The 18,906-nt window shown below is 64.7% G+C and carries 14 protein-coding genes and 3 pseudogenes; 12 read left to right on the plus strand and 5 right to left on the minus strand.

Annotated features, from left to right (window positions below; translation table 11 throughout):
- Positions 1-13: 13 nt before the first annotated feature.
- Entirely contained in the window at positions 14-802 is a 789-nt protein-coding gene (locus MMSR116_RS08705; protein WP_010684738.1) for an alpha/beta fold hydrolase, read from the minus strand.
- 124 nt (positions 803-926) lie between these two features.
- On the opposite strand from MMSR116_RS08705, the gene MMSR116_RS08710 reads away from it, so the two are divergent.
- From MMSR116_RS08710 to MMSR116_RS08735, 6 genes and pseudogenes are all read left to right on the plus strand, one after another.
- Positions 927-1,559, plus strand: coding sequence for a GntR family transcriptional regulator (locus MMSR116_RS08710; protein WP_010684739.1), 633 nt, complete (start codon positions 927-929; stop codon positions 1,557-1,559).
- A 61-nt stretch (positions 1,560-1,620) separates the two neighbouring features.
- Complete coding sequence (locus MMSR116_RS08715) at positions 1,621-3,144, plus strand: aldehyde dehydrogenase (protein ID WP_010684740.1); 1,524 nt, start codon at positions 1,621-1,623, stop codon at positions 3,142-3,144.
- Positions 3,145-3,230: 86 nt separating this feature from the next.
- Positions 3,231-4,637 carry an MFS transporter gene (locus tag MMSR116_RS08720; protein ID WP_010684741.1) on the plus strand — a complete coding sequence of 469 codons (1,407 nt, stop codon included), beginning with the start codon at positions 3,231-3,233 and terminating at the stop codon, positions 4,635-4,637.
- Between the two features lie 104 nt (positions 4,638-4,741).
- Positions 4,742-5,857: an alpha/beta fold hydrolase gene (locus MMSR116_RS08725; protein ID WP_010684742.1), complete on the plus strand. Its 1,116-nt coding sequence runs from the start codon at positions 4,742-4,744 to the stop codon at positions 5,855-5,857.
- A gap of 19 nt (positions 5,858-5,876) precedes the next feature.
- Positions 5,877-6,929: an alpha/beta hydrolase gene (locus MMSR116_RS08730; protein WP_010684743.1), complete on the plus strand. Its 1,053-nt coding sequence runs from the start codon at positions 5,877-5,879 to the stop codon at positions 6,927-6,929.
- 58 nt (positions 6,930-6,987) lie between these two features.
- Positions 6,988-7,363: pseudogene (locus MMSR116_RS08735) on the plus strand (IS630 family transposase); the annotation flags it as partial.
- Here the strand turns inward: MMSR116_RS08735 and MMSR116_RS31815 are convergent.
- The 3 genes and pseudogenes from MMSR116_RS31815 to MMSR116_RS08750 all read right to left on the minus strand — a co-directional run.
- Positions 7,354-7,604 (minus strand): annotated as a pseudogene (locus MMSR116_RS31815) (integrase); the annotation flags it as partial. The pseudogenes MMSR116_RS08735 and MMSR116_RS31815 sit on opposite strands and share 10 nt — an antisense overlap.
- Before the next feature lie 361 nt (positions 7,605-7,965).
- On the minus strand, positions 7,966-8,850 hold the full coding sequence (locus MMSR116_RS08745) for a hypothetical protein (protein WP_158168641.1): 885 nt from the start codon (positions 8,848-8,850) through the stop codon (positions 7,966-7,968).
- 653 nt (positions 8,851-9,503) lie between these two features.
- A pseudogene (locus tag MMSR116_RS08750) lies at positions 9,504-10,703 on the minus strand (IS256 family transposase).
- A gap of 329 nt (positions 10,704-11,032) precedes the next feature.
- Here MMSR116_RS08750 and MMSR116_RS08755 point away from each other — a divergent pair.
- Positions 11,033-11,350 (plus strand): HEPN domain-containing protein, encoded by a 318-nt coding sequence (locus MMSR116_RS08755; protein ID WP_083920257.1) that lies wholly within the window; start codon positions 11,033-11,035, stop codon positions 11,348-11,350.
- Positions 11,351-11,369: 19 nt separating this feature from the next.
- On the opposite strand, the gene MMSR116_RS08760 is transcribed toward MMSR116_RS08755, so the two are convergent.
- A complete protein-coding gene (locus tag MMSR116_RS08760) occupies positions 11,370-11,810 on the minus strand; it encodes a hypothetical protein (RefSeq protein ID WP_158168642.1) in 441 nt (146 codons plus the stop codon).
- A gap of 1,819 nt (positions 11,811-13,629) precedes the next feature.
- Here MMSR116_RS08760 and tssD point away from each other — a divergent pair.
- The 5 genes from tssD (at position 13,630) to MMSR116_RS08785 (ending at position 18,900) form a co-directional block, all read left to right on the plus strand.
- The gene (gene tssD, locus MMSR116_RS32215) at positions 13,630-14,505 is read left to right on the plus strand and encodes a type VI secretion system tube protein TssD (protein ID WP_010684752.1); all 876 of its coding nucleotides are present in this window, start codon (positions 13,630-13,632) and stop codon (positions 14,503-14,505) included.
- 9 nt (positions 14,506-14,514) lie between these two features.
- A complete protein-coding gene (locus tag MMSR116_RS08770; RefSeq protein ID WP_051072228.1) occupies positions 14,515-15,573 on the plus strand; it encodes a DUF2169 family type VI secretion system accessory protein in 1,059 nt (352 codons plus the stop codon).
- Positions 15,570-17,006 (plus strand): DUF4150 domain-containing protein, encoded by a 1,437-nt coding sequence (locus tag MMSR116_RS08775; protein ID WP_010684754.1) that lies wholly within the window; start codon positions 15,570-15,572, stop codon positions 17,004-17,006. The genes MMSR116_RS08770 and MMSR116_RS08775 overlap by 4 nt, the downstream gene beginning before the upstream one ends.
- An 88-nt stretch (positions 17,007-17,094) precedes the next feature.
- Complete coding sequence (locus tag MMSR116_RS08780) at positions 17,095-17,490, plus strand: hypothetical protein (RefSeq protein WP_158168644.1); 396 nt, start codon at positions 17,095-17,097, stop codon at positions 17,488-17,490.
- Positions 17,491-17,685: 195 nt separating this feature from the next.
- A complete protein-coding gene (locus MMSR116_RS08785) occupies positions 17,686-18,900 on the plus strand; it encodes an RHS repeat protein (protein WP_010684756.1) in 1,215 nt (404 codons plus the stop codon).
- Positions 18,901-18,906: the final 6 nt, after the last annotated feature.

Consider the following 18,906-nt stretch of genomic DNA (forward strand, 5'->3'; position numbering starts at 1 on the left):
CGGTCCTCTCGCTTCAGCGCGCAACTTGCAAGCCGAGGAACGCGCCGACCTCCTCCGTGAAGGCTTCAGGGATCTGAAGCTGAGGAACGTGGGCGCAGTCCGGCAACATCACGAACCTGGCATCCGGCAGCCCGGCGGCGAGTTCGCGCGCCATGGCAGGCGGGGTTGCCTCGTCATGCTCGCCGACCAGCACCAGGACGGGGACGCGCACCTCGGACAGCCGTCCGCGCAGGTCGAGGCCGGCGAGCGCCGCGCAGGCGTCCTGGAACACTGCGAGATCGGTGCGCAGGAAGGCGGCGCGCCGCTCCGCCATCAGGTCCGGATGCGCGGCCTGGAAGGCGGGCGCGAACAGGCGTCGCATCGCCGTGTCGGCGATGGCCGCCAGACCCTTCTCGCCGGCGGCCCGCGCCATGCCGCGGAAGGCCTCACGCCCCGGCTCGGGGAAGCAGGCGCCGCAATCCGCGAGGACGAGGCGGTCGAATAGGCCCGGGTGGCGCAGGGCGCAGAGCAGCAGCACGAAGCCGCCGTACCCGTTGCCGAGGCCGACCGTCGGCTGCCCGTCCGCCGCTTCGCGCACGGCCTGCGCCACGCGGTCGGCGACGGCCTCGAGCCCGCCCGGCGCCGGCGCGGAGCCGCCGAAGCCGGGCAGGTCGGGAATGAGGATCCGGAAATCCCGGCCGAGCGCGGGCGCGACGCGGTCGAAGCTCGTCGCGTCGGCGAGCAGCGAATGCAGCAGCACCAGGGGCGGCCCCTCGCCGGACGCCGTCACCGCCACCTGTCCGTTCGCGACCATCGACTGCATCCAGACCCCCTTCTTGCCGGTTCGATCGGCGGCTTCAAACCGCCGGCGCATTCGATCAAGCGGCATAAACTCGGTTGACGTGATATTTCACGGATGGCAGCATGGATCAACTGAAAGGCGATCTGTGCTGCTCCGAGACAACATCTACGCGGCGATCCGCGCCGACATCCTGGCCTGCACGCTGCGGCCGGGCGCGGAGATCCGCGAGCAGGAACTGGCCCAGCGCTATGCCGTGAGCCGCCAGCCGGTCCGCGAGGCGTTGCTGCGCCTGGAGCGCGAGCGACTCGTGACGGTTCACGCACGCCAGGGATATCAGATCAACGCGATTTCCGTCTCCGACGCGCGCGATCTGCTCCGCATGCGCCTCGCGCTGGAGCCGGCCTGCGCGGCCGAGGCGGCGGCCGACGCGCCTCAGGCCGTCCTCGACGCCCTCGACGCCTTCCGCACGGTCGCCGAGGGGGCCGACTTCATCGCCGAGAACCGCGCCTTCCACATCGCCCTGGCCGAGGCCTCTGGGAACCGGCGCATGGCCGCCACCGTGCGCGACCTCGTCGAGCAGGCCGACCGGCTCGTCCGGGTCAGCCTCGACGGCATCCGCGGGCGCGATCCGGCGCAGCTCGTGGACGAGCACGCCGCCATCATCGACGCCGTGCAGCGTCGCGACGGGCGCGGGGCGCGGGGCCTCGTGCGCGCGCACGTCGCCCAGGCCGAGCGCCGCATCCTGACCGCGCTGGAGCGCAGCGCGGTCATCCTCTGAACCAGCGCCGGCGGGGCCCGCGGGCCGGCCGCGCGGCGCGACGCGAGACGGGAGAGACGCCATGAACATGCGCGAGCCGGCACCGGCGATCGAGACCCGGGGCAACTTCATCGACGGGCGCGAGGTCGAGGCCGGGGACGGCACGCTGATCGACGTGCGCAACCCGGCCACGGGCGCGGTCATCGCCCGCATCCCGAACTCGGGGCCGCCCGATGTCGACCGGGCGATGCGCTCGGCCCGCGCCGCCTTCGAGGGCAAGGACTGGGGCGGCATGGACATCCGGGCCCGCGCGCGCCTGGTGAACCGGCTCGCGGACGCCTTCGAGGCCAACCTCGACACGCTCTACCGGCTGGAGACCACCAACAACGGCCGGCCGGTCAACGAGACCCGGGCGCAGCTGTCGCGGCTGCCGGACTTCTTCCGCTACTTCGCGGGCGTGGCGCTGGCGCGGCGGGACGACGTGATCCCGGTCGAGGGCAACTACCTCAATTACACCCGCCGCACGCCGATCGGCGTGGTGGCGAACTGCACCCCGTTCAACCACCCGCTGATGATCCTGTGCAAGTCCCTGGCGGTGGTGCTCGCCACCGGCTGCACGACGGTCGTCAAGCCGTCCGAGTACACCCCGCTGACCACCCTGAAGCTCGCGCAGATCTTCACCGAGGCCGGCCTGCCGCCGGGTGTGTTCAACATCGTGCTGGGGCTCGGCGCCTCCACCGGCAAGGCGCTCGCCGAGCACCCTGACATCAACAAGCTCGTGCTTACCGGCGGCACCGAGGCCGGCCGGATCGCCGGCTCGGCCGCCGCGAAGGTCTTCGCCCACCAGACCATGGAGCTCGGTGGCAAGACCCCCGTGATGGTGTTCGACGATTTCGATGTCGAGCGGGCGGTGAACTACGCCGCCTTCGGCGCCTTCATCGGCGCCGGCCAGACCTGCGTGTGCGGCAGCCGCCACCTCGTCCAGGCCTCGATCTACGACGAGTTCGTGGAGCGGCTCGCCGCCAAGACCGCCGCGATCCGCCTCGGCGACCCCTTCGACCCGGCGACCCAGCTCGGGCCGGTGATCTCCGAGCGCCAGCGCGACCGTGTGCTGGCCTACGCCGGATACGGCCGCGACCAAGGCGCCCGCGCGGTCGCGGGCGGGCAGGCGGCCCGGGTGCCGGGCTTCGAGGGCGGCTACTTCGTGGAGCCCACGGTGTTCGCCGACGTCACCGCCGACATGCGCATCTTCCAGGAGGAGGTGTTCGGGCCCTTCACCAGCGTCACCCGCTTCGAGGACGAGGCCGACGCGCTCCGGCTCGCCAACGACTCGCCCTTCGGCCTCGCGGCGGCGGTCCGCACCCGCGACGTCGCCCGCGCCCACCGGGTGGCCCACGCGGTCAAGGCCGGCATCGTCTGGATCAACGACCATCACCGCCTCGACCCGGCCTCGCCCTGGGGCGGCGTGGGCGACAGCGGGCTCGGCCGCGAGTGCGGCATCGAGAGCTTCAACGACCATTTCGACGTGAAGAGCATCATGGTCGCCACCGGCGACGGGCCCTTCGACTGGTACCGCGACACGGCCGGCCAGCGCCGCCTGAACTGACGATCCGACGGCGTGGGGGGAGGACACGTCCGCGCCAGACGGACACCTCTTCCGCGCCGGTTCCGCATTCCGGAGGGAAACGCCCTATGTCCGAAACCGTGAGCCCGGCGGTCAACGCCGGAGGCCGCCTCGACCGCCTGCCGATCGGCCCGTTCCACCGCCGCATCATGTGGCTGATCGGGATCGGCATGTTCTTCGACGGCTTCGACATCTACATCGCCGCCACCGTGCTGGGCTCGACGCTGAAGAGCGGCTTCTCGACCCTGCCGCAGAACGCGTGGTTCGTCTCGGCGACCTTCGTGGGCATGATGGCCGGCTCGTTCCTCACGGGCTTCTTCGGCGACCGCTACGGCCGGCGCTTCACCTATCAGGCCAACCTCCTGGTCTTCGGCCTCGCCGCCATCGGCGCCGCCTTCGCGCCGAACATGACGGTCCTGATCATCCTGCGCTTCATCATGGGCGTCGGCCTCGGGGCGGAGAACGTGGTCGGCTACTCGACCATGGCCGAGTTCGTCCCGGCCCGGGCGCGGGGGCGCTTCCTCGGCCTGATGGCGGTGTTCGTGGTGACGGGCCTGCCGGCGGCCTCGCTCGTCGGATACCTCGTGATCCCGGTCTTCGGCTGGCGGGCGATGTTCGCGCTGGGCGGCCTCGGGGCCTTGGCCGTCTGGTACGCCCGCAAGAGCCTGCCTGAGTCGCCGCGCTGGCTCGAGGCCGTGGGCCGCCACGCCGAGGCCGAGGCGCTGATGCGCACCATCGAGGCGGAGGCCGCCCGCGGTGCGCCCCTGCCACCGGCCGCCGCGCTGGCGCCGGTGCCGCAGCTCGGTCTCGCCGCCCTGTTCCGGCCGCCGCTGCTGTCGCGGCTTCTGCTGGGCTGCCTGTGCCTCGTGGTGATCAACACGCTGCTCTACGGCTTCGTGACGTGGCTGCCGACCTTCTTCATCCGGCAGGGCCTCTCGGTGGCGACCTCCTTCGGCTACGCGCTGCTGATGGGCCTCGGAGCGCCGGTGGGGAGCGCCATCGGCGCGCTGACCGCCGACCGCTGGGGCCGGAAGCCGACGATCATCGGCGCCTCGGCGGCCGCCATCCTGTTCGGCATCCTCTACCCGATGACGTCGGATCCGGTCCTGCTGCCGCTCGTCGGCTTCGGCCTGACGGTGCCGATCTACGTGCTGGTGGCGCTGCTCTTCGGGATCTACATCCCCGAGTTGTTCCCCACTGAGGTGCGGCTGCGGGCGTCGGGCCTGTGCAACACGGTCGGGCGCGGGGCGACGATCGTGACGCCCTTCCTGGTCGTGAGCTTGTTCGAGGCCTACGGCATCGCGGGCGTGACCGGCCTGATGATCGGGCTCCTGGCCATTCAGATCGTGGCGGTCGCCGTGTTCGGCGTCGAGCCGCGCCGCCAGAGCCTGGAGAGCCTGGAGCCCGGCCTCGCGCCGGCCGAGGACGGCGCGGGTTCCGGGGCACGCAGCGCGGTGCCGCGCCCGATCGCCTGAGCGCCGCCACGGGCTTTTGCCGTCCCGGCGCCGCGCGGCGCTCCGGAACGGTGGCGGGGTTCGGCCCGCGGGACGCATCAACACGTTCGAAGGCGAGACTTCCGATGCGCACACCACACCGCAGGCCTCTGGGCTGGGTCCTGGCCGCCGCCCTGTTGGTCGCCGGCCTGTCGCCCTCCGCGGCGCACGGACCGAACGACCCGCCGCATCGGCTGGAGCCGCTCGGCGACCTGCCCCTGGAGAGCGGCGAGACCATCCGGGACTTCGCGATCTCCTACGTCACCCACGGGACGCTGAACGCCGACAAGTCCAACGCGATCCTGATGACGACGGCGATTGGCGGCAACCATCACCGGATCGACTTCCTCATCGGTCCCGGCAAGGGCCTCGACACCGACAAGTACTTCGTCATCGCCACCGACGCGATCGGCAACGGCCTGTCCACGAGCCCGAGCAACAGCGCGAGCCAGCACGGCACCGCCTTCCCACACTTCACCATCCGCGACATGGTGGAGAGCCAGAAGCGGCTCCTCGACCGCCTCGGGATCACCCATCTGGTGGCGGTGGCGGGCGCCTCGATGGGCGGCATGCAGGCTTTGCAATGGGGCGTGAGCCACCCGGGCTTCATGGACGCCCTGGTGGCGCTCACCCCGATGGCGCGCACCGCCCCGTGGTCGATCGCCGTCAACGAGGCGACCCGCAAGGCGCTGATGCTCGACCCCGCCTTCAAGGACGGCGCCTACGACCGGCAGCCCGAGCAGGGCTGGCGGCTCCGCGCCGACATCCTGCAGGTGCTGGCCGCCCGGACGCCGGAGGCCCTGCGCCGCATCGCTCCGCAGCCTCTCGAGATCCTGCCCTGGATGCGCGCCCAGGAGGAGGCGGTGCTGAAGGCCGGCTTCGACGCCAACGACTGGATTGCCCAGACCTGGGCCTACGACCGCCACGATATCGGCCAGACCCCCGGCTTCGGCGGCGATGTCCGGAAGGCGCTCGCCGCGATCCGGGCCCGCACGCTGATCCTCACCGGCGGCAACCTCGACCTGTACAATCCGGTCGAGGAGGCGCGCGAGGCCGGCGCCTTCATCCCGCAGGCGAGCGTCGTCGCCGTGCCGTCCGTGCAGGGCCACACCACGGCCACGGCGACCAAGGCCGCGGACGTGGAGTTTATGAACCGGACGGTCCGGGATTTCCTGGACGCGGGCGCGCCGTGCGCCCGCTGAGACAGCGAGGGATCAGGCGATGATCGGACAGACGGCGATCGCGCTCGGCGCGGCTCTGACGGCGCTCGCCGCCGGGCCCGCCGCGGCGCAGCAGCAGGCCGCGCCGCTGCAGGTTCCGGCCAAGTCCGTGCCGGTGCCCGCCGATGTCAGCCCGCAGATGGGCAAGATCATCGGCATGCCGCTGCGGACGAACTGGGACATCCACCCGAAGGACGGCGCGGCCTGGAAGCCCGTCGCCGAGGCCGGTGCCGAGGCGCTCCGGAAGCTCGTCCCCGGCATGATCGAGCGCCTGCACGTCAAGGTCGAGCGCGCGACGATCGACGGGGTGCGGGCCTTCATCGTGACCCCCGAGGTCGTCCCGCCGGAGAACCGCGACCGGGTCCTCGTCCACGTCCACAGCGGCTGCTACGTGCTCAACCCCGGCGAGGCCGGCCTGCCGGAGGCGCTGTTCATGGCCGGGTTCGGCCATTTCAAGGTGGTCTCGGTCGACTACCGCATGCCGCCGGAGGCCGTCTATCCGGCCGCCCACGACGACGCCATGACGGTCTGGAAGGCCGTGACGCGGACGACGGACCCGCGCAAGACCGCGATCTTCGGCACCTCGGCCGGCGGCGCACTGACCCTCGCCCTGGTGCTGCGGGCGAAGCGTGAGGGGCTGCCGCTCCCCGCCGCCATCGCACCCGGCACGCCGATGTCGGACACCACCAAGGTCGGCGACAGCTTCGTGACGAACGCCATGCTCGACAACGTGCTCGTCTCGCCGGACGGCTTCTGCGACGACGGCGCCAAGGTCTATGCGGACGGTCACGACCTCAAGGACCCGATGCTCTCGCCCGTCTACGGCGACTTCAAGGGCTTTCCACCCGCCATCCTGACCACCGGTACCCGCGATCTGCTGCTCTCGAACACCGTGCGCGTGCATCGCAAGCTGCGCGAGGCCGGCGTGGAGGCCTTCCTTCAGGTCGGGGAAGGGCAGTCCCACGCCCAGTATATCCGGGACGACACCGCGCCGGAGACGCGGGCGGTGTTCGAAGAGATCGCGCGCTTCTTCGACAAGCATCTGGACCGCTAGGGCACCATCCGAGCGTGATGAAACGGCTGGCGAGGTGAAGGGTTGGTCGGCGAAGGAGAGCGCCAGTCGGTGGTGTGAGCGCTTCGCCCGTGAGGGCCACGTCGCGTCCAACCCGATGGGCGGCGATCAGCGCTCGCACCGGATCAAGGTGCAGGCCGCTCCGATCGTCTCCCTCTACGAGGCGCAGCCCGGCATCGACCTGCCACGAACTCCGTGCGGCTCTGGCCGAGCATGGCATCTGCGTGGCCCAGAGTAGCCTCTCGCGCTCCTGCAGGCGCCACGGCATTTCGCGAAACAAAGTACGGGCCACGCGGCCGAGCAGGACCGGGAGGACATGAGAGCTGCGCGCGATCCGGGTCGAGGGCGAACCCGCCCTCGACCCGGATCGCCTCGTGTTCATCAACGAGACCGCAGCCAACGCCGCCATGGCCCGACTACGGACACAACCGCTGCTGCCGAGGTCGCCGATCCTGAGCGTGACGAGATCGCAACCTCGCAGCTTACTATCAATGGCAAGGTCGAGCATCGCCCGATCGCGCATGCCCTGTTCGCGGTCGAGCCAGAACCGGATGGCCCAGACCTGCTGAGGCTTGAGGGGGCGCTTAGCGCCGAGCTTGCGGCCCGCGTTCCAGGCCAGCCGTCCTTTCGTGGCGGATCATCTGCAGCGTGTCCCATTGTCTGTCTCCTCGCCGGCTCATGCCGACAAGGCGAGGAGACACCCGAACCGATGCTCCGGAGATGGGTGGCATAAGCAGACGTTCCGCAGGCGACTTATGCCAGCCGCCTAGCGCGACGAGAGTGCTCCTTCAAAGCAGCCGCTCGTCAGGTGTCCGGCAACTTCGGCTCGTGATCAAACGCGCTTCGCGGCTACGTTCGCTCTGGGGTGTCGGCTGCCGAGATGCGGATGGCCTGAGGAGTTACCCGAGGCGAACTTTAGTCCAGGGCTCACGAGGGGGATCAGAACCTTCCGAGTGGGAAAGCATTAAATGCCGTGGCGCGGCCAAAAGCGCTGCTGCGCGTTCCAGGCCTGTCATCGTCACAAAACAGCAGTCATCGTATTCGCATAGAGGAGCCCGCATGACGTGGTGAATTTAGCGGAGTGCGACGCAAGCGTCGCTAGGCGCACGGCTCGTGTCGCGCGAGAGCGACTATAGACGCTTGATGCACGCGATAGGTGTATTCGTGAAATACGAAACCCAAGCATCCGCTGGAAATGTCTCAGCCCATTTGGCAATTCTGCCGGGCTGCGCGTGTCAACCAAATACCGCACCTTATGATTGGACAGTCGCTCAACTACGGCTTGATGAAGTATATATCGAGCATCTGAATGCTGTTGGGCCTTTCCAAGGGAAATGAATTTCTGGAGAAGAGCAAATTCCCCGTCGGTCGGTGTAATGGCAACCGTTAGTGGCTCACCATTCTCGTCGAATGCTGCGGTCCACAAACCAAATCCTACCAGTGCGACGCAATCCGCGCGATCATTCCGGTGAAGTTGACTGCAATTATTTCTTTCTGCCCGATTGACTAACTCAGACAGATATTTCTGCTGCTTTAAATCAGTAACTTCTCGACATGTGACGCCTGATTTCAATGCAGAACGCACTTTTCTGCGAAGCGTTTGCTTGCTTGAGCCCAAGCTATATTCAGATGAGATCGGGGGTATCGACAGGACGCAGGCTCCTGTTTTGCCCAAGCGAAATAATTTTGCCAAGCAAATCCGCTCTAATGATTCTCTGATGGCGATCCCTTCAGGGCCGTCACTCAAGGAGGCTTGTAGGGGCGGAAGTCTATACATGCATCTTACGGCCTGCAGGGTCAGCCTTAGATGCGCTGCAAGGTAGAATGGAATTTTTAGATTGGATTTATTGGCGCTTTCCCAAAAATCGGAGAGCCATTTCTCACAAAACTCAACCGTCATCATTCTTCACGCCGTCGCTCACGGATTCGTGATATGAGTCGCCGAGATGAGGTCCATTGTCAATCGTGTTGCGTATTTGCTACTGCGCCACACACCGCTTAGGGTAGACTAAAGCAACCTCATTGCCAATGATCATAACTAATGCTGCTAAGGCGATTATTAGATATTTTTTTTAATATTTTGATACTGATGCTATCGATTCATGTAAATTTGCAGCATATGTCGTCGACATCGTCTTGAATGGACCGAACCGCATCGCTTGCGTTGCTGTGTGGAGAATAATGACCGGATGAATTTGTCTTCACTGGGAATGAATCTCCAAGAGGTCCTTTTGTCGCTTGGCGTGGTGGAAAATCGATTGGGTAAGCGCTGATGCGTCGATAGCGCGTGCCCCCTGGGAGCCGATCTGCGCAATCCCATAACCTTCGCGCTGTCCGTCCGCCACGCCCTTGAGGCTGGCGACATCGGCGGATTGCACGCTGGCCAGACCGAATTCGCTCGATCCTGCTTCGGGTCGAGACTGGCCGCGGAGACCGGATGCCTGCTTCGAGCCATTCGCGGAACTACCTTGGCCTTGCGATGGGTCGCCGGTCGTGTCCCCTGGCGTGGTGTAGCTCGCTGAGAGGCACCACGATCACCGGCTTGGGCCGGGAGGATCAGGCTGCCAGGGTGGGCAGGCTGACGAGAGGATCATCGCCGATTAGGGCGATGCTTTCCAGAGTGATGTAACGGGCTCGCTGAACGGCCCATTCGCCGTCCTGTTCCAGCAGGATCGCGCCCACAAGGCGGGTGATGGCCGCCTCATTGGGGAAGATGCCGACGACCTTGGTCCGGCGCTTAATCTCGTTGTTCAGGCGCTCCAGCGGGTTCGTGCTGTGGAGCTTGACCCGGTGTGCGGCCGGGAAGCCCATGTAGGCCAGCACGTCCGGCTCGGCTTCGTCCATCAGCGCTTCGAGCTTGGGGACCTTGGGCCGGAGTTGATCGGCGACGCGCCGCCACTGGAGCCGGGCCGCCTCGGCGTCATCCTGGGCGAACGCCGTGGCGATGAAGGCGGAGACGACACGCCGCCCGCTGCGCCCGGCATGGGCGAGCACGTTGCGCATGAAGTGGACACGGCAGCGCTGCTAGGTCGCGTTCATGACCTTGGCCACTGACCCTTGATGCCCTCGTGCGCGTCCGAGATGACCAGCTTCACGCCGCGCAGCCCCCGGTGAGCGAGCTTGCGGAGAAAGTCCGTCCAGAATGTCTCGGCTTCGGAGGGGCCGACATCCATGCCGAGCACCTCGCGACGGCCGTCGCCGTTGACACCCACTGCCACGATCACGGCGACAGAGACGATGCGGCCGTCTTGGCGCACCCTCCCGTAGGTCGCATCGATCCAGAGGTAGGGCCACCCGCCCTCGATGGGCCAGTCGAGGAACGCGCCCACGCGCTCGTCGATCTCCTGGCAGAGCCGGCTGACTTGGCTCTTCGACACGCCGGTGCCGCCCATGGCTTGGACCAAGTCGTCCACGGACCGGGTCGAGATGCCCTGAATGTCGGCCTCCTGGATCACAAGCCGTGAGCGCCTTCTCGGCCATGCGTCGCGGTTCCAGGAAGCCCGGAAAGTAGCTGCCCTTGCGCAGCTTCGGAATGCGCGGCTCGACCGTGCCGGCGCGCGTCTGCCAGTCACGGTCGCGATAGCCGTTGCGCTGGACCAGCTGCTCGGCGCTCTTCTCGCCGTGGGCCGCGCCGGTCAGGCCGCCGACCTCCAACTCCATCAGCCGCTCGGCCTTGAAGCCGATCATTTCGCGCAGCAGATCGGCGTCGGCGCTCTTCTCCATCAGCCCGCGCAGGGTCATCATCTCGTCGGTCATCGGGGGTCTCTCGGGTTCGAGGTTGGTGCTCGCAACCCGACCCTACCCGGCAACCGCCGATGACCACCCCGCGAGAGATCCCGCCTGCTACAGCGCTGTGAACGGCGCGCTGGCGGGCTCTCTCGCTACCGGCGAGATACACCACCGCCCGGGACACGACCAAGACCTACGACTGGGTTAGGTGGTCTTCTGCCCGTCGACTTTCTGACATAAGACCGCCAAGCGGAAGCGCGGCGGCACTTCGAGCACCGGTTCCCCGACACCGTCGAGCTTCATGCAGAAGCTGACTTCTACCGCGAGCGGGGCAAGCTCACCTTGCCGCCTTCCAGCTGCATCAGGCGACGGAGCGGCACTACCGCTGTGTCCTGCTGGTGCTGACGCTCTACAGCCCAAAGCTGCACCGCCTGGACCGCTTGCGCTCGCAGGCCGAAAGCCTGAATGCCCGTTCGACCGCGGCATGGCCACGCGACACGAAGTTCGCGCGGCGCTGTTTCGCCCGGCTCAACCGCACTTATGTCGAAGCTCGCTACGCACCACACTACGAGATTACGAGCGAGGAGCTAGCTTGGCTGACGGATCGGGTCGATAGTTTAAGCTGCGTCATCGAATCTATTTGCCCTACTAACTTCAGTGCATCGCCAAAATGACCTTATCAAAAAGGCAGTTTTATTTGGCAGGATTTGAATTTTGCCAGTGGTCTCCAATTTTCACTTCTCTTTGCACCGTAACTTTATATCTGCAATTTTCATCTCCGAAAACTATGTTTATCGATTTGTTGTGGTGATCAACATTATAATGCTCGTATATGTCAGAGCTTCGACCTGCATGTTTCAAAGTAATGCCACTATCAGAGGTGCGGTAAATCCCTTCCTTTGCGAAGCATTTGACTTCTTTTTCATTTTCAAATCCTGCACCCGAAGTAATCACAAGGCGATCTTTGTATATCTCTTTTGTCCATTTTGTGCTTAATTCAAGATCTTCATCCGAAATTTTCGTATTTGGAATGTATACTTCTACTGTGTCGCCAAGTGCAACGGTTGTTATGAGCGCGGCGCTTAAAAATACGGGGGCAAGTTTCATTTCAAATTTCTCGCTGATTTGACGCACTAAGTCATGCTCTTGTGCGGACGCGCTCAGCCTGTTCAAAAGACTGGGCGCTTCTTTGGCTAAGCGCCGCGATTAACCGTTATTCCATCCCGGCAGTTCCATCTGGATTTGTGACAGGTTTGGCTGTGATATATGTACCAGGGGTCGAGGGAGATGCCTGAAAGGTGCCTTTCGCTGTCTTAAAATCGATGATGCCGTCCGTATATATTGACCTATCTGCGTTTCGACCGTAGCCGTTTCCACTCAAGATTACGGCACCAAAATTGAGATCTCCAAATTCTAGTTGCTTTGGATTGCTTGTAAACGCGTTTGCATAATCAGAGTCTGATACCGGTGATGCGCTGAACTGGGGTGAGCTATCTCCGCCGGTTCCGACTTGAGTTGGCCCTTGACCACCTCCGCCAACACCAGGTGTGGATTCACCCCCATTGCCTCCAGGGGGGATCCGCCGCCATTCGATGGATCGCCAGGGTTCTCCGAGCCCGGACCGACTGAAATGGGCGGCAAAGTTATAGATCGACCTGGATTTATACCTCCTTCGTCGGTTACATCATGCGCCGAAACCAAATATAGCCTATTTGCTGCAGCTATATCTTGGTTTTGGGCGCTTGTATGTGGCTCTCCGGAATTATTGGGACTTTTAATATTTAAAACTGCAGCGCTCTGCTGCGGTGTAAGGTTGTGCCTTGATCTTGGGTCTGGAGATCGGCGAATTCGCGATGATGTCGGAACTTCCAATTCGATATCTTTTTTCTTCCTTCGTAAAAGACATTAACGGATGACTTTGAAATGGGCGCCGCAGAGATAGAAACATCATCATGTAGCTCCTTATTGAATGACCCAATGATTGCGAGCGTTCTTGGAGAAACTTCTCGAATTTTGCAAAATCTGGCGCGCCTGAGGTGTTAATTTATCGCATAACACAATGAACTAATCTCAGACTTAGGGAACAATCCAGTTGCCAAGTTCTGCGCGAGAAGACATGGGCGGCCAAAAGCTTTAGTCAAGGCAGGATTTTATCCGTATAATTTAAATTTAAATGGCGCAACATATCAATATTCGCGCAAAAATAGTGCAGCATACAAGTTTTGACGTCGGGAATGTTATTGCCGCAGCCAAAGAAGTAGCCTGCCTGAGGCAGAAAGCGCCCATAAGCCCAGCAAATGCGGCAGGCAGTCATGAGCTATGAGTCGAAGCCAGACCATCTGCTACCGGGCGAAAGGCTGAGGTATGATCATCGTCCTCAGCATACATTCGCGTAACGTCGGCCTACGGAGCGCGGCGCGTCGACTGTCCTGAACCATGTGAGCCCTCGCCGGGCAGGCGACCGACCCTGTAAGCCCTCCACCCGACAGATAACCTGTGCGGTGCATTCCTGCCCGTCTGCAGGGCCGCCGCCCGTACCAACCATCCGGACGGTGCGGCCATTTTTGGCCAAACGCCCGGTGCGTGTGTTCTCAATAGCTTAGGCGCTCCCTGGACCTAGACCAGTTCGAACCGCATCGAATTACTATGTCGCCGCAGCAGCTTATCCCACTTGAAAAGGTCGGCCATCTTTGGCCAAGCCCTCGGCCATTTTTGGCCAAACTTTTACACCTGCAGTCGATCGCCGGTACGAGGATTCGCCAACTAGACACGATCATCCCATAAGATCAGATGCTTGGGTAATCGAGCATAAAACCGGTTCGCCGGGGATGATCGTGGCACGAACACTGCCATGGGCTCCCGCGCAGCGCCGCAGCCGGCGGGATCATCCCGCCCTCGACCCGGAAGATCCGTCGATCGACCCGGGCCGGCCGCAACCGCACCGGGAGAGACCATGCCGACACCCGCCTATATCTCGATCGAAGGCGCCACCCAGGGCAACATCACCCAGGGCGCCTTCACCGAAGCCTCCGTCGGCAACATCTGGCAGGAGGGCCACGAGAACGAGATCCTCGTCCAGGCCATCGACCACCGCGTCACCATCCCGCGCGACCCCCAGTCCGGACAGCCCTCCGGCCAGCGCGTCCACCTGCCGTTCAAGTTCACCGCGCCGCTGAACAAGGCGACCCCGCTGCTCTACAACGCCCTGACCTCGGGCGAGATGCTGACCAAGGTCGAGGTCAAGTGGTTCCGCACCAGCTCGGCCGGCAAGCAGGAGCACTTCTTCACCACACGGCTGATCGACGCGACCATCATCGATATCGACGCCCAGCCGAAGACGCACAAGGGCGAGGGGTTCAACGAGCTGCGGTTTGAGGACGAGCAGGCCCGGGAGGAGGTGTTCGTTCACGCGCAGAAGGACATGCGGGTGAAGGTGCGCCACGACCGGCGCAAGCGGGTCGACCACGGCCAGTCGGAGAGCATCGAGAACGACAAGGCGATCGATGGCGGTGGCAACCACGTCGAGACGATCGCGCAGAACAAGCAACTCGCGGTCAGCATGAACATGAGCCGCACAGTCGGCCTGACCTCTTCGGAGGAGGTCGGGATGATGAAGAATACCGTCGTCGGGGTGAGCCAAACCGCCACGATGGGGACGAGCATCGGGACGAAGTACCGGCTCGAGGTCGGCGATGAGCTGGAGATCGTCGTCGGCAAGGCCCGTCTGGTGATGAAGAGCGACGGCAGCATCACGCCGCAGGGCGACACCCACACCCACACGGCGAGCACGCCGATCAAGATGAACGGCAAGGTCATCGACCTGAACTGATCGCGACCGATGACGGTCCTCAACCACACGCCGTTCCCCGCGATGGCGTTCCGGCAGTACAACCTGCGCGGCGCGATCAACGGCGTCGTGGTCGCGCGCGGCACGTTCCGGCTGGTGCAGAACGATGCACTGCGGATCATGGAGACGCAGGACCCGCTGCCGCTGAGTGACGTCTACGCGGGTGATCCCCATCGCATCCCGCTGGTGGCCCAGGGCGTGCTGGTGCCGTTCAAGCCGGGCACCGACATCACCCTGCTGGGCAGCGCCTACGCGGTCGAGGCCGGCACGGCTGCCTCGTGGCTATGCGGGCTGAAGCTCGGGCCGGTCGCCAAGGCCCTGCGGGTCCACGGGCCGCGCCGGTGGGAGCCGGCGTTCGACGGGTCCCGGCTGGCGGGCTGGCGGCTGTCGCAGCCCGAGCCGGTGGCGGAGGTGCCGCTGGAGTGGGGCCGCGCCTATGGCGGCCCGCTGCCGCGCGGTCCGGACGAGGCGGAGACGGTCTGCCCCCGCAACCCGCTGGGCTGCGGCATCGTCGATCTGGAGAAGACCGCGATCGGCCCCGGCGAGAGCCGGCTGGCGCCGCAGATCGAGGCGCCGGGGGCGCCGATCGGCGCCTGGGATGAGACGCCCGAGCCGCAGGGCTTCGGCCCGGTGCCGCCCTGGTGGGCGCAGCGGCTGTTGCTGGCCGGGACCTTCGACGAGGCGTGGCGGGATGTGCGCCACCCGCTGCTGCCGGCGGACTTCGACTATCGGTTCTACCAATGCGCGCCGCCGGGCCTCGTGGCGGAGCCATGGCTTTCCGGCGACGAGGCGTTCCAGCTGGTCAACCTCGTACCCGGGCCGGTGCGCCTGCACGGGCGTCTGCCGGCGCTGCGGCTGCGGATGCGGCTGGAGCAGACGGACGGCGACGTGATCCGCGACCTCGTGCTGGACGGGGTGGAATTCGACCTGCGGCCGCAGGTGGCGAAGGTGTTCCTGACCTGGCGGGCGGGCTTCGCCTGGGCCGACGGGCGCGGGATGCCCGAACTCGCTCTCGTGCGCGCACCGAAGACCTCGGAGGCTACGACATGAGCGAGCCGCTGTTCATCCGGGTCCGGCCCAACAACCTACCCAAGCCCGAGCCGAAGCCTGAGGCTGGCTCAGGTGGTTCCGCACCGCCGGAGGGAGTGCACTGGGACGCGGAGCCGCGGGCGGTGTGCCTGGCCCCAGACGTGTGCAAGACGAAGGTCGGCTTGACGCTGGTGCCGGTGCCTTACCAGGTCTGGGGCAAGGCCGAGGACGCACAGAATTTCTCCACGAGCGTGTACTTCCGCGGCACGCCGGCGATGCGCTTCAACTCTGTGTTCAGCAAGACTTACGGAGACGAGCCGGCGCAGGACAAGGGCGGGGTGAAGTCCGGGGACCGGAGCGGGAAGGTCGAGCCGACCTCGCACTCGCCGACGGTGAATATCCAGAATAGCCCGGCGGTGCGCCATCGCGACCGGGTCACGCTCAACGGCGGCAACACGCCGGGTGAAATCGTGCTCAGTCGGGATCAGGCTTCCTATGGTTCAAAGGCGGCTCCATCGCCGCCGGCTACGGGGGCGGCTGATGAGCCGCGTGGCATGGGCGGGCAGTTCTACGACCATTCGCCGACGCTGCAGGACCTGAATGCGGCCAAGGAGAAGGTGTCTGAATGGTGGCACGATCCGTCGGCGATCGGCCGAGACGCGCAGGCGGCGGCCGAGTGGGCCAAGTCTGTCCCAGGCGATCTGAAGCGGGCCGGGGAGCAGGCTTGGCAGTGGGCGACGTGGGACCACGTCAAGGAGGCACCCGGTCAGGTCTGGGGCTGGGGCAAGGACCAAGCGCAGAAGGGTTGGGCTCACGGGAAGGACGTCTACCGGAAGGACGGGGTCGGCGGCTTGGCGGCGGCCGGTCTGGCGCTGGGAGTGGAGGTCTTCAACCCGGTCGAAAAACTGAAGATGCTGGAATTAGGTACCAAGGTCCTCAAGGAAGCCGGGGCCCTGGAACGCGCCGCTCACGGCGCGGAGCATGCACTGGAGCATGCCAAATCGGGTGACGGTGGGGTCAGGATAACGGAGAAGAAAAAGCGCAAGCGGAATCCCTGCCATCATCTTGCGAAAGGTAATCCGAACGGCAAAGGTCCTTTTCGTGGGGGGCTTATGGCGGAGTTCCTGGGTCGAAAGTCCTTGGTCTTGAGTCACATCATATCCCGCCGAGATCGGCGTATCCTACAGCCCTTTCAGATCGAGTTGGTGGTATCAATGCGATGCCATCGATCCAGATGGATAGAAACGATCACTTCGAGACAAGTAGCCACGGCCAGAATGGTAAAAGTGCGGCAAATTACCGAGAGTCACAAAGAATTTTATTGGTTAATGGAAGTTATCGCGACGCTGTTGCAAATAATTATCGAGACGCTAGAAATGTTGCCCGAGTGTCTGGCAATCAAAACAAGTACAATGAAGCGATGCGCAAGGCCTCATCGTACCGGCGTTGCTTAGAAAAACACGGACTGTTACCGGTAAAAGGCAAATAATTATGACATGGACAATCGATCTGTACAATGGTGTCGGCCCGATTAAATTCGGGATGTCTTTCGAAGAGGTATCTGCTATTATCGGAATCGGCGGGAGAAAGAAAATAAAATATTCCGAGTGTAACTATTCGTTAGGACCAGCAAAGCCTCGTGCAATATTCAGGAATAACGCACTCGAGGAAGTTGGATTTTCTAAATATTTTGAAGATGACTTAGTTTACATGGATATAGATTTTTTCAAAGACAATGAAATTGAAGTTGTGAAAAAACTATTATATTATAATAAAGTTGAGACATACGAGACAGTTGGGTTTTTGGTTTTCTTTTCTCTCGGGATTGCGCTTACTGGCTTTCATGATCAAGACGAGGGTCAAAAGTCAGTTTCTGTATTCAAGAAGGGAGTTTGGGACGAAATGCGAGATGAAATGACCGTCTATAAGTCTGAGTGATGTAGCCGCGATCGATGACCGCAACGGCAACCGCATCGCGCTCGAGCGCGACCCGCGCGGGCTGATCACGCGGATGGGCTGAGCCTCGCCTTCGACAACGACGCGGCCGGCCGGCGCACCGACGTCACCCTTGTCGGCACCGACGGCACGCGCTGCCCGCTGCTGCGCTACCGCTTCGATGTCCGTGCCAACCTCGTGGCGGCCGAGTCGACCTGCGGGCCGTCGCACTTCTACGAGCACGACGCCGCCGACCGCCGCGTCGCCTGGACCGACGGGCTCACCACCTGGTCGCGACGCGTCTACGACGCCCAGGGCCGGGTCGTGCGCAGCGAGACCCGCGGCGCCGACGGCGCGCCCGCCCTCTACGACGGCGACAGCTTCACGTACGATCCCGACAACAACCGCACCCTGTACACGCCCGGCTGTCGACCGGAGGAGCGGCGCTGGTACCATTACGGGCCCGGCGGGCTGGTCATCGCCGAGGAGGACGGGCTGGGCCACCGGACCGAGCACGTCTGGAGCGCGGCCGGCGAGATGCTCGCCGAGGTCGAGGCCGAGGGCGGCCGCACCGCGTACCGCTACGACGATTACGGCCGGGTGGCGGCGGTGACCGACCCGGAAGGGCGCGAGACCCGCACCGACCATGATGCGGACGGCAGCCTGCAGCACGTGCTCGACCCGCTCGGGCGGTCGTGGGTCTACGGCACCGACGAACGCGGCATCCTCATCTCGGTGACCGACCCGCTCGGGCACCGCACCGACATCACCCTGGACGCGGCCGGTGGGCCGGTGGCGCTGATGCGCCACGACGGACTGATCGAGCGCCAGGCCTACGACGCGCACGGGCGGCTGTCGGGGATCCGCGACTACAGGGGCGGTGTGACCCGTTTCGCCCGGGACGGGTTCGGGGGCGTGGTGGCGGTGGAGGACCCGCTGGGTGGGGTGACGCGGTTCGCCTACGAGTCGGGCACGGCGGGGTTCTGGCAGCCGAGCAGCGTGACGCGGCCGGACGGGGTGGTCAGCCGCCTGACCCGGGATCGGTCCGGCACGCGGGTGGAGCGGGTCGACGGCGAGGGGCGGCGGACGGTGGAGCGCTACGGCGCCTATGGGCTCCTAGCCGAGATCGAGGACCCGAAGGGCGGGCGCCTGCGCTTCGGCCATGACGGGCTGGGCCGGCTGGAGCGGGTGGAGAACCAGCTCGGGCGAGCCTGGACGTTCGAGCGGGACGCGGCCGGCCGCGTGGTGGCCGAGACCGACTTCGACGGGCTGCGCACGACCTACGGGTACGACCGGGCCGGGCGGCTGACCGAGAAGCTGGCGGCGGATGGCACGCGCACGACCTACGAGCACGACGCCGCGGGGCTGCTGACGGGTGAGACCGTGACGGTGCCGGGGGCGGCCGAGCCGTAGGTCACG

The organism is Methylobacterium mesophilicum SR1.6/6 (assembly GCF_000364445.2).
GTDB classification, from domain to species: Bacteria; Pseudomonadota; Alphaproteobacteria; order Rhizobiales; family Beijerinckiaceae; genus Methylobacterium; species Methylobacterium mesophilicum_A.

Bases quoted from the DNA above. Each gene is read 5' to 3' on its own strand.
- MMSR116_RS08725 (WP_010684742.1), top strand. From the start codon at position 4,742: ATGCGCACACCACACCGCAGGCCTCTGGGCTGGGTCCTGGCCGCCGCC.
- MMSR116_RS08770 (WP_051072228.1), top strand. From the start codon at position 14,515: ATGACGGTCCTCAACCACACGCCGTTCCCCGCGATGGCGTTCCGGCAG.
- MMSR116_RS08715 (WP_010684740.1), top strand. From the start codon at position 1,621: ATGAACATGCGCGAGCCGGCACCGGCGATCGAGACCCGGGGCAACTTC.
- MMSR116_RS08745 (WP_158168641.1), bottom strand. From the start codon at position 8,850: ATGATGACGGTTGAGTTTTGTGAGAAATGGCTCTCCGATTTTTGGGAA.
- MMSR116_RS08720 (WP_010684741.1), top strand. From the start codon at position 3,231: ATGTCCGAAACCGTGAGCCCGGCGGTCAACGCCGGAGGCCGCCTCGAC.
- MMSR116_RS08775 (WP_010684754.1), top strand. From the start codon at position 15,570: ATGAGCGAGCCGCTGTTCATCCGGGTCCGGCCCAACAACCTACCCAAG.
- MMSR116_RS08705 (WP_010684738.1), bottom strand. From the start codon at position 802: ATGCAGTCGATGGTCGCGAACGGACAGGTGGCGGTGACGGCGTCCGGC.
- MMSR116_RS08780 (WP_158168644.1), top strand. From the start codon at position 17,095: ATGTCTTTCGAAGAGGTATCTGCTATTATCGGAATCGGCGGGAGAAAG.
- tssD (WP_010684752.1), top strand. From the start codon at position 13,630: ATGCCGACACCCGCCTATATCTCGATCGAAGGCGCCACCCAGGGCAAC.
- MMSR116_RS08730 (WP_010684743.1), top strand. From the start codon at position 5,877: ATGATCGGACAGACGGCGATCGCGCTCGGCGCGGCTCTGACGGCGCTC.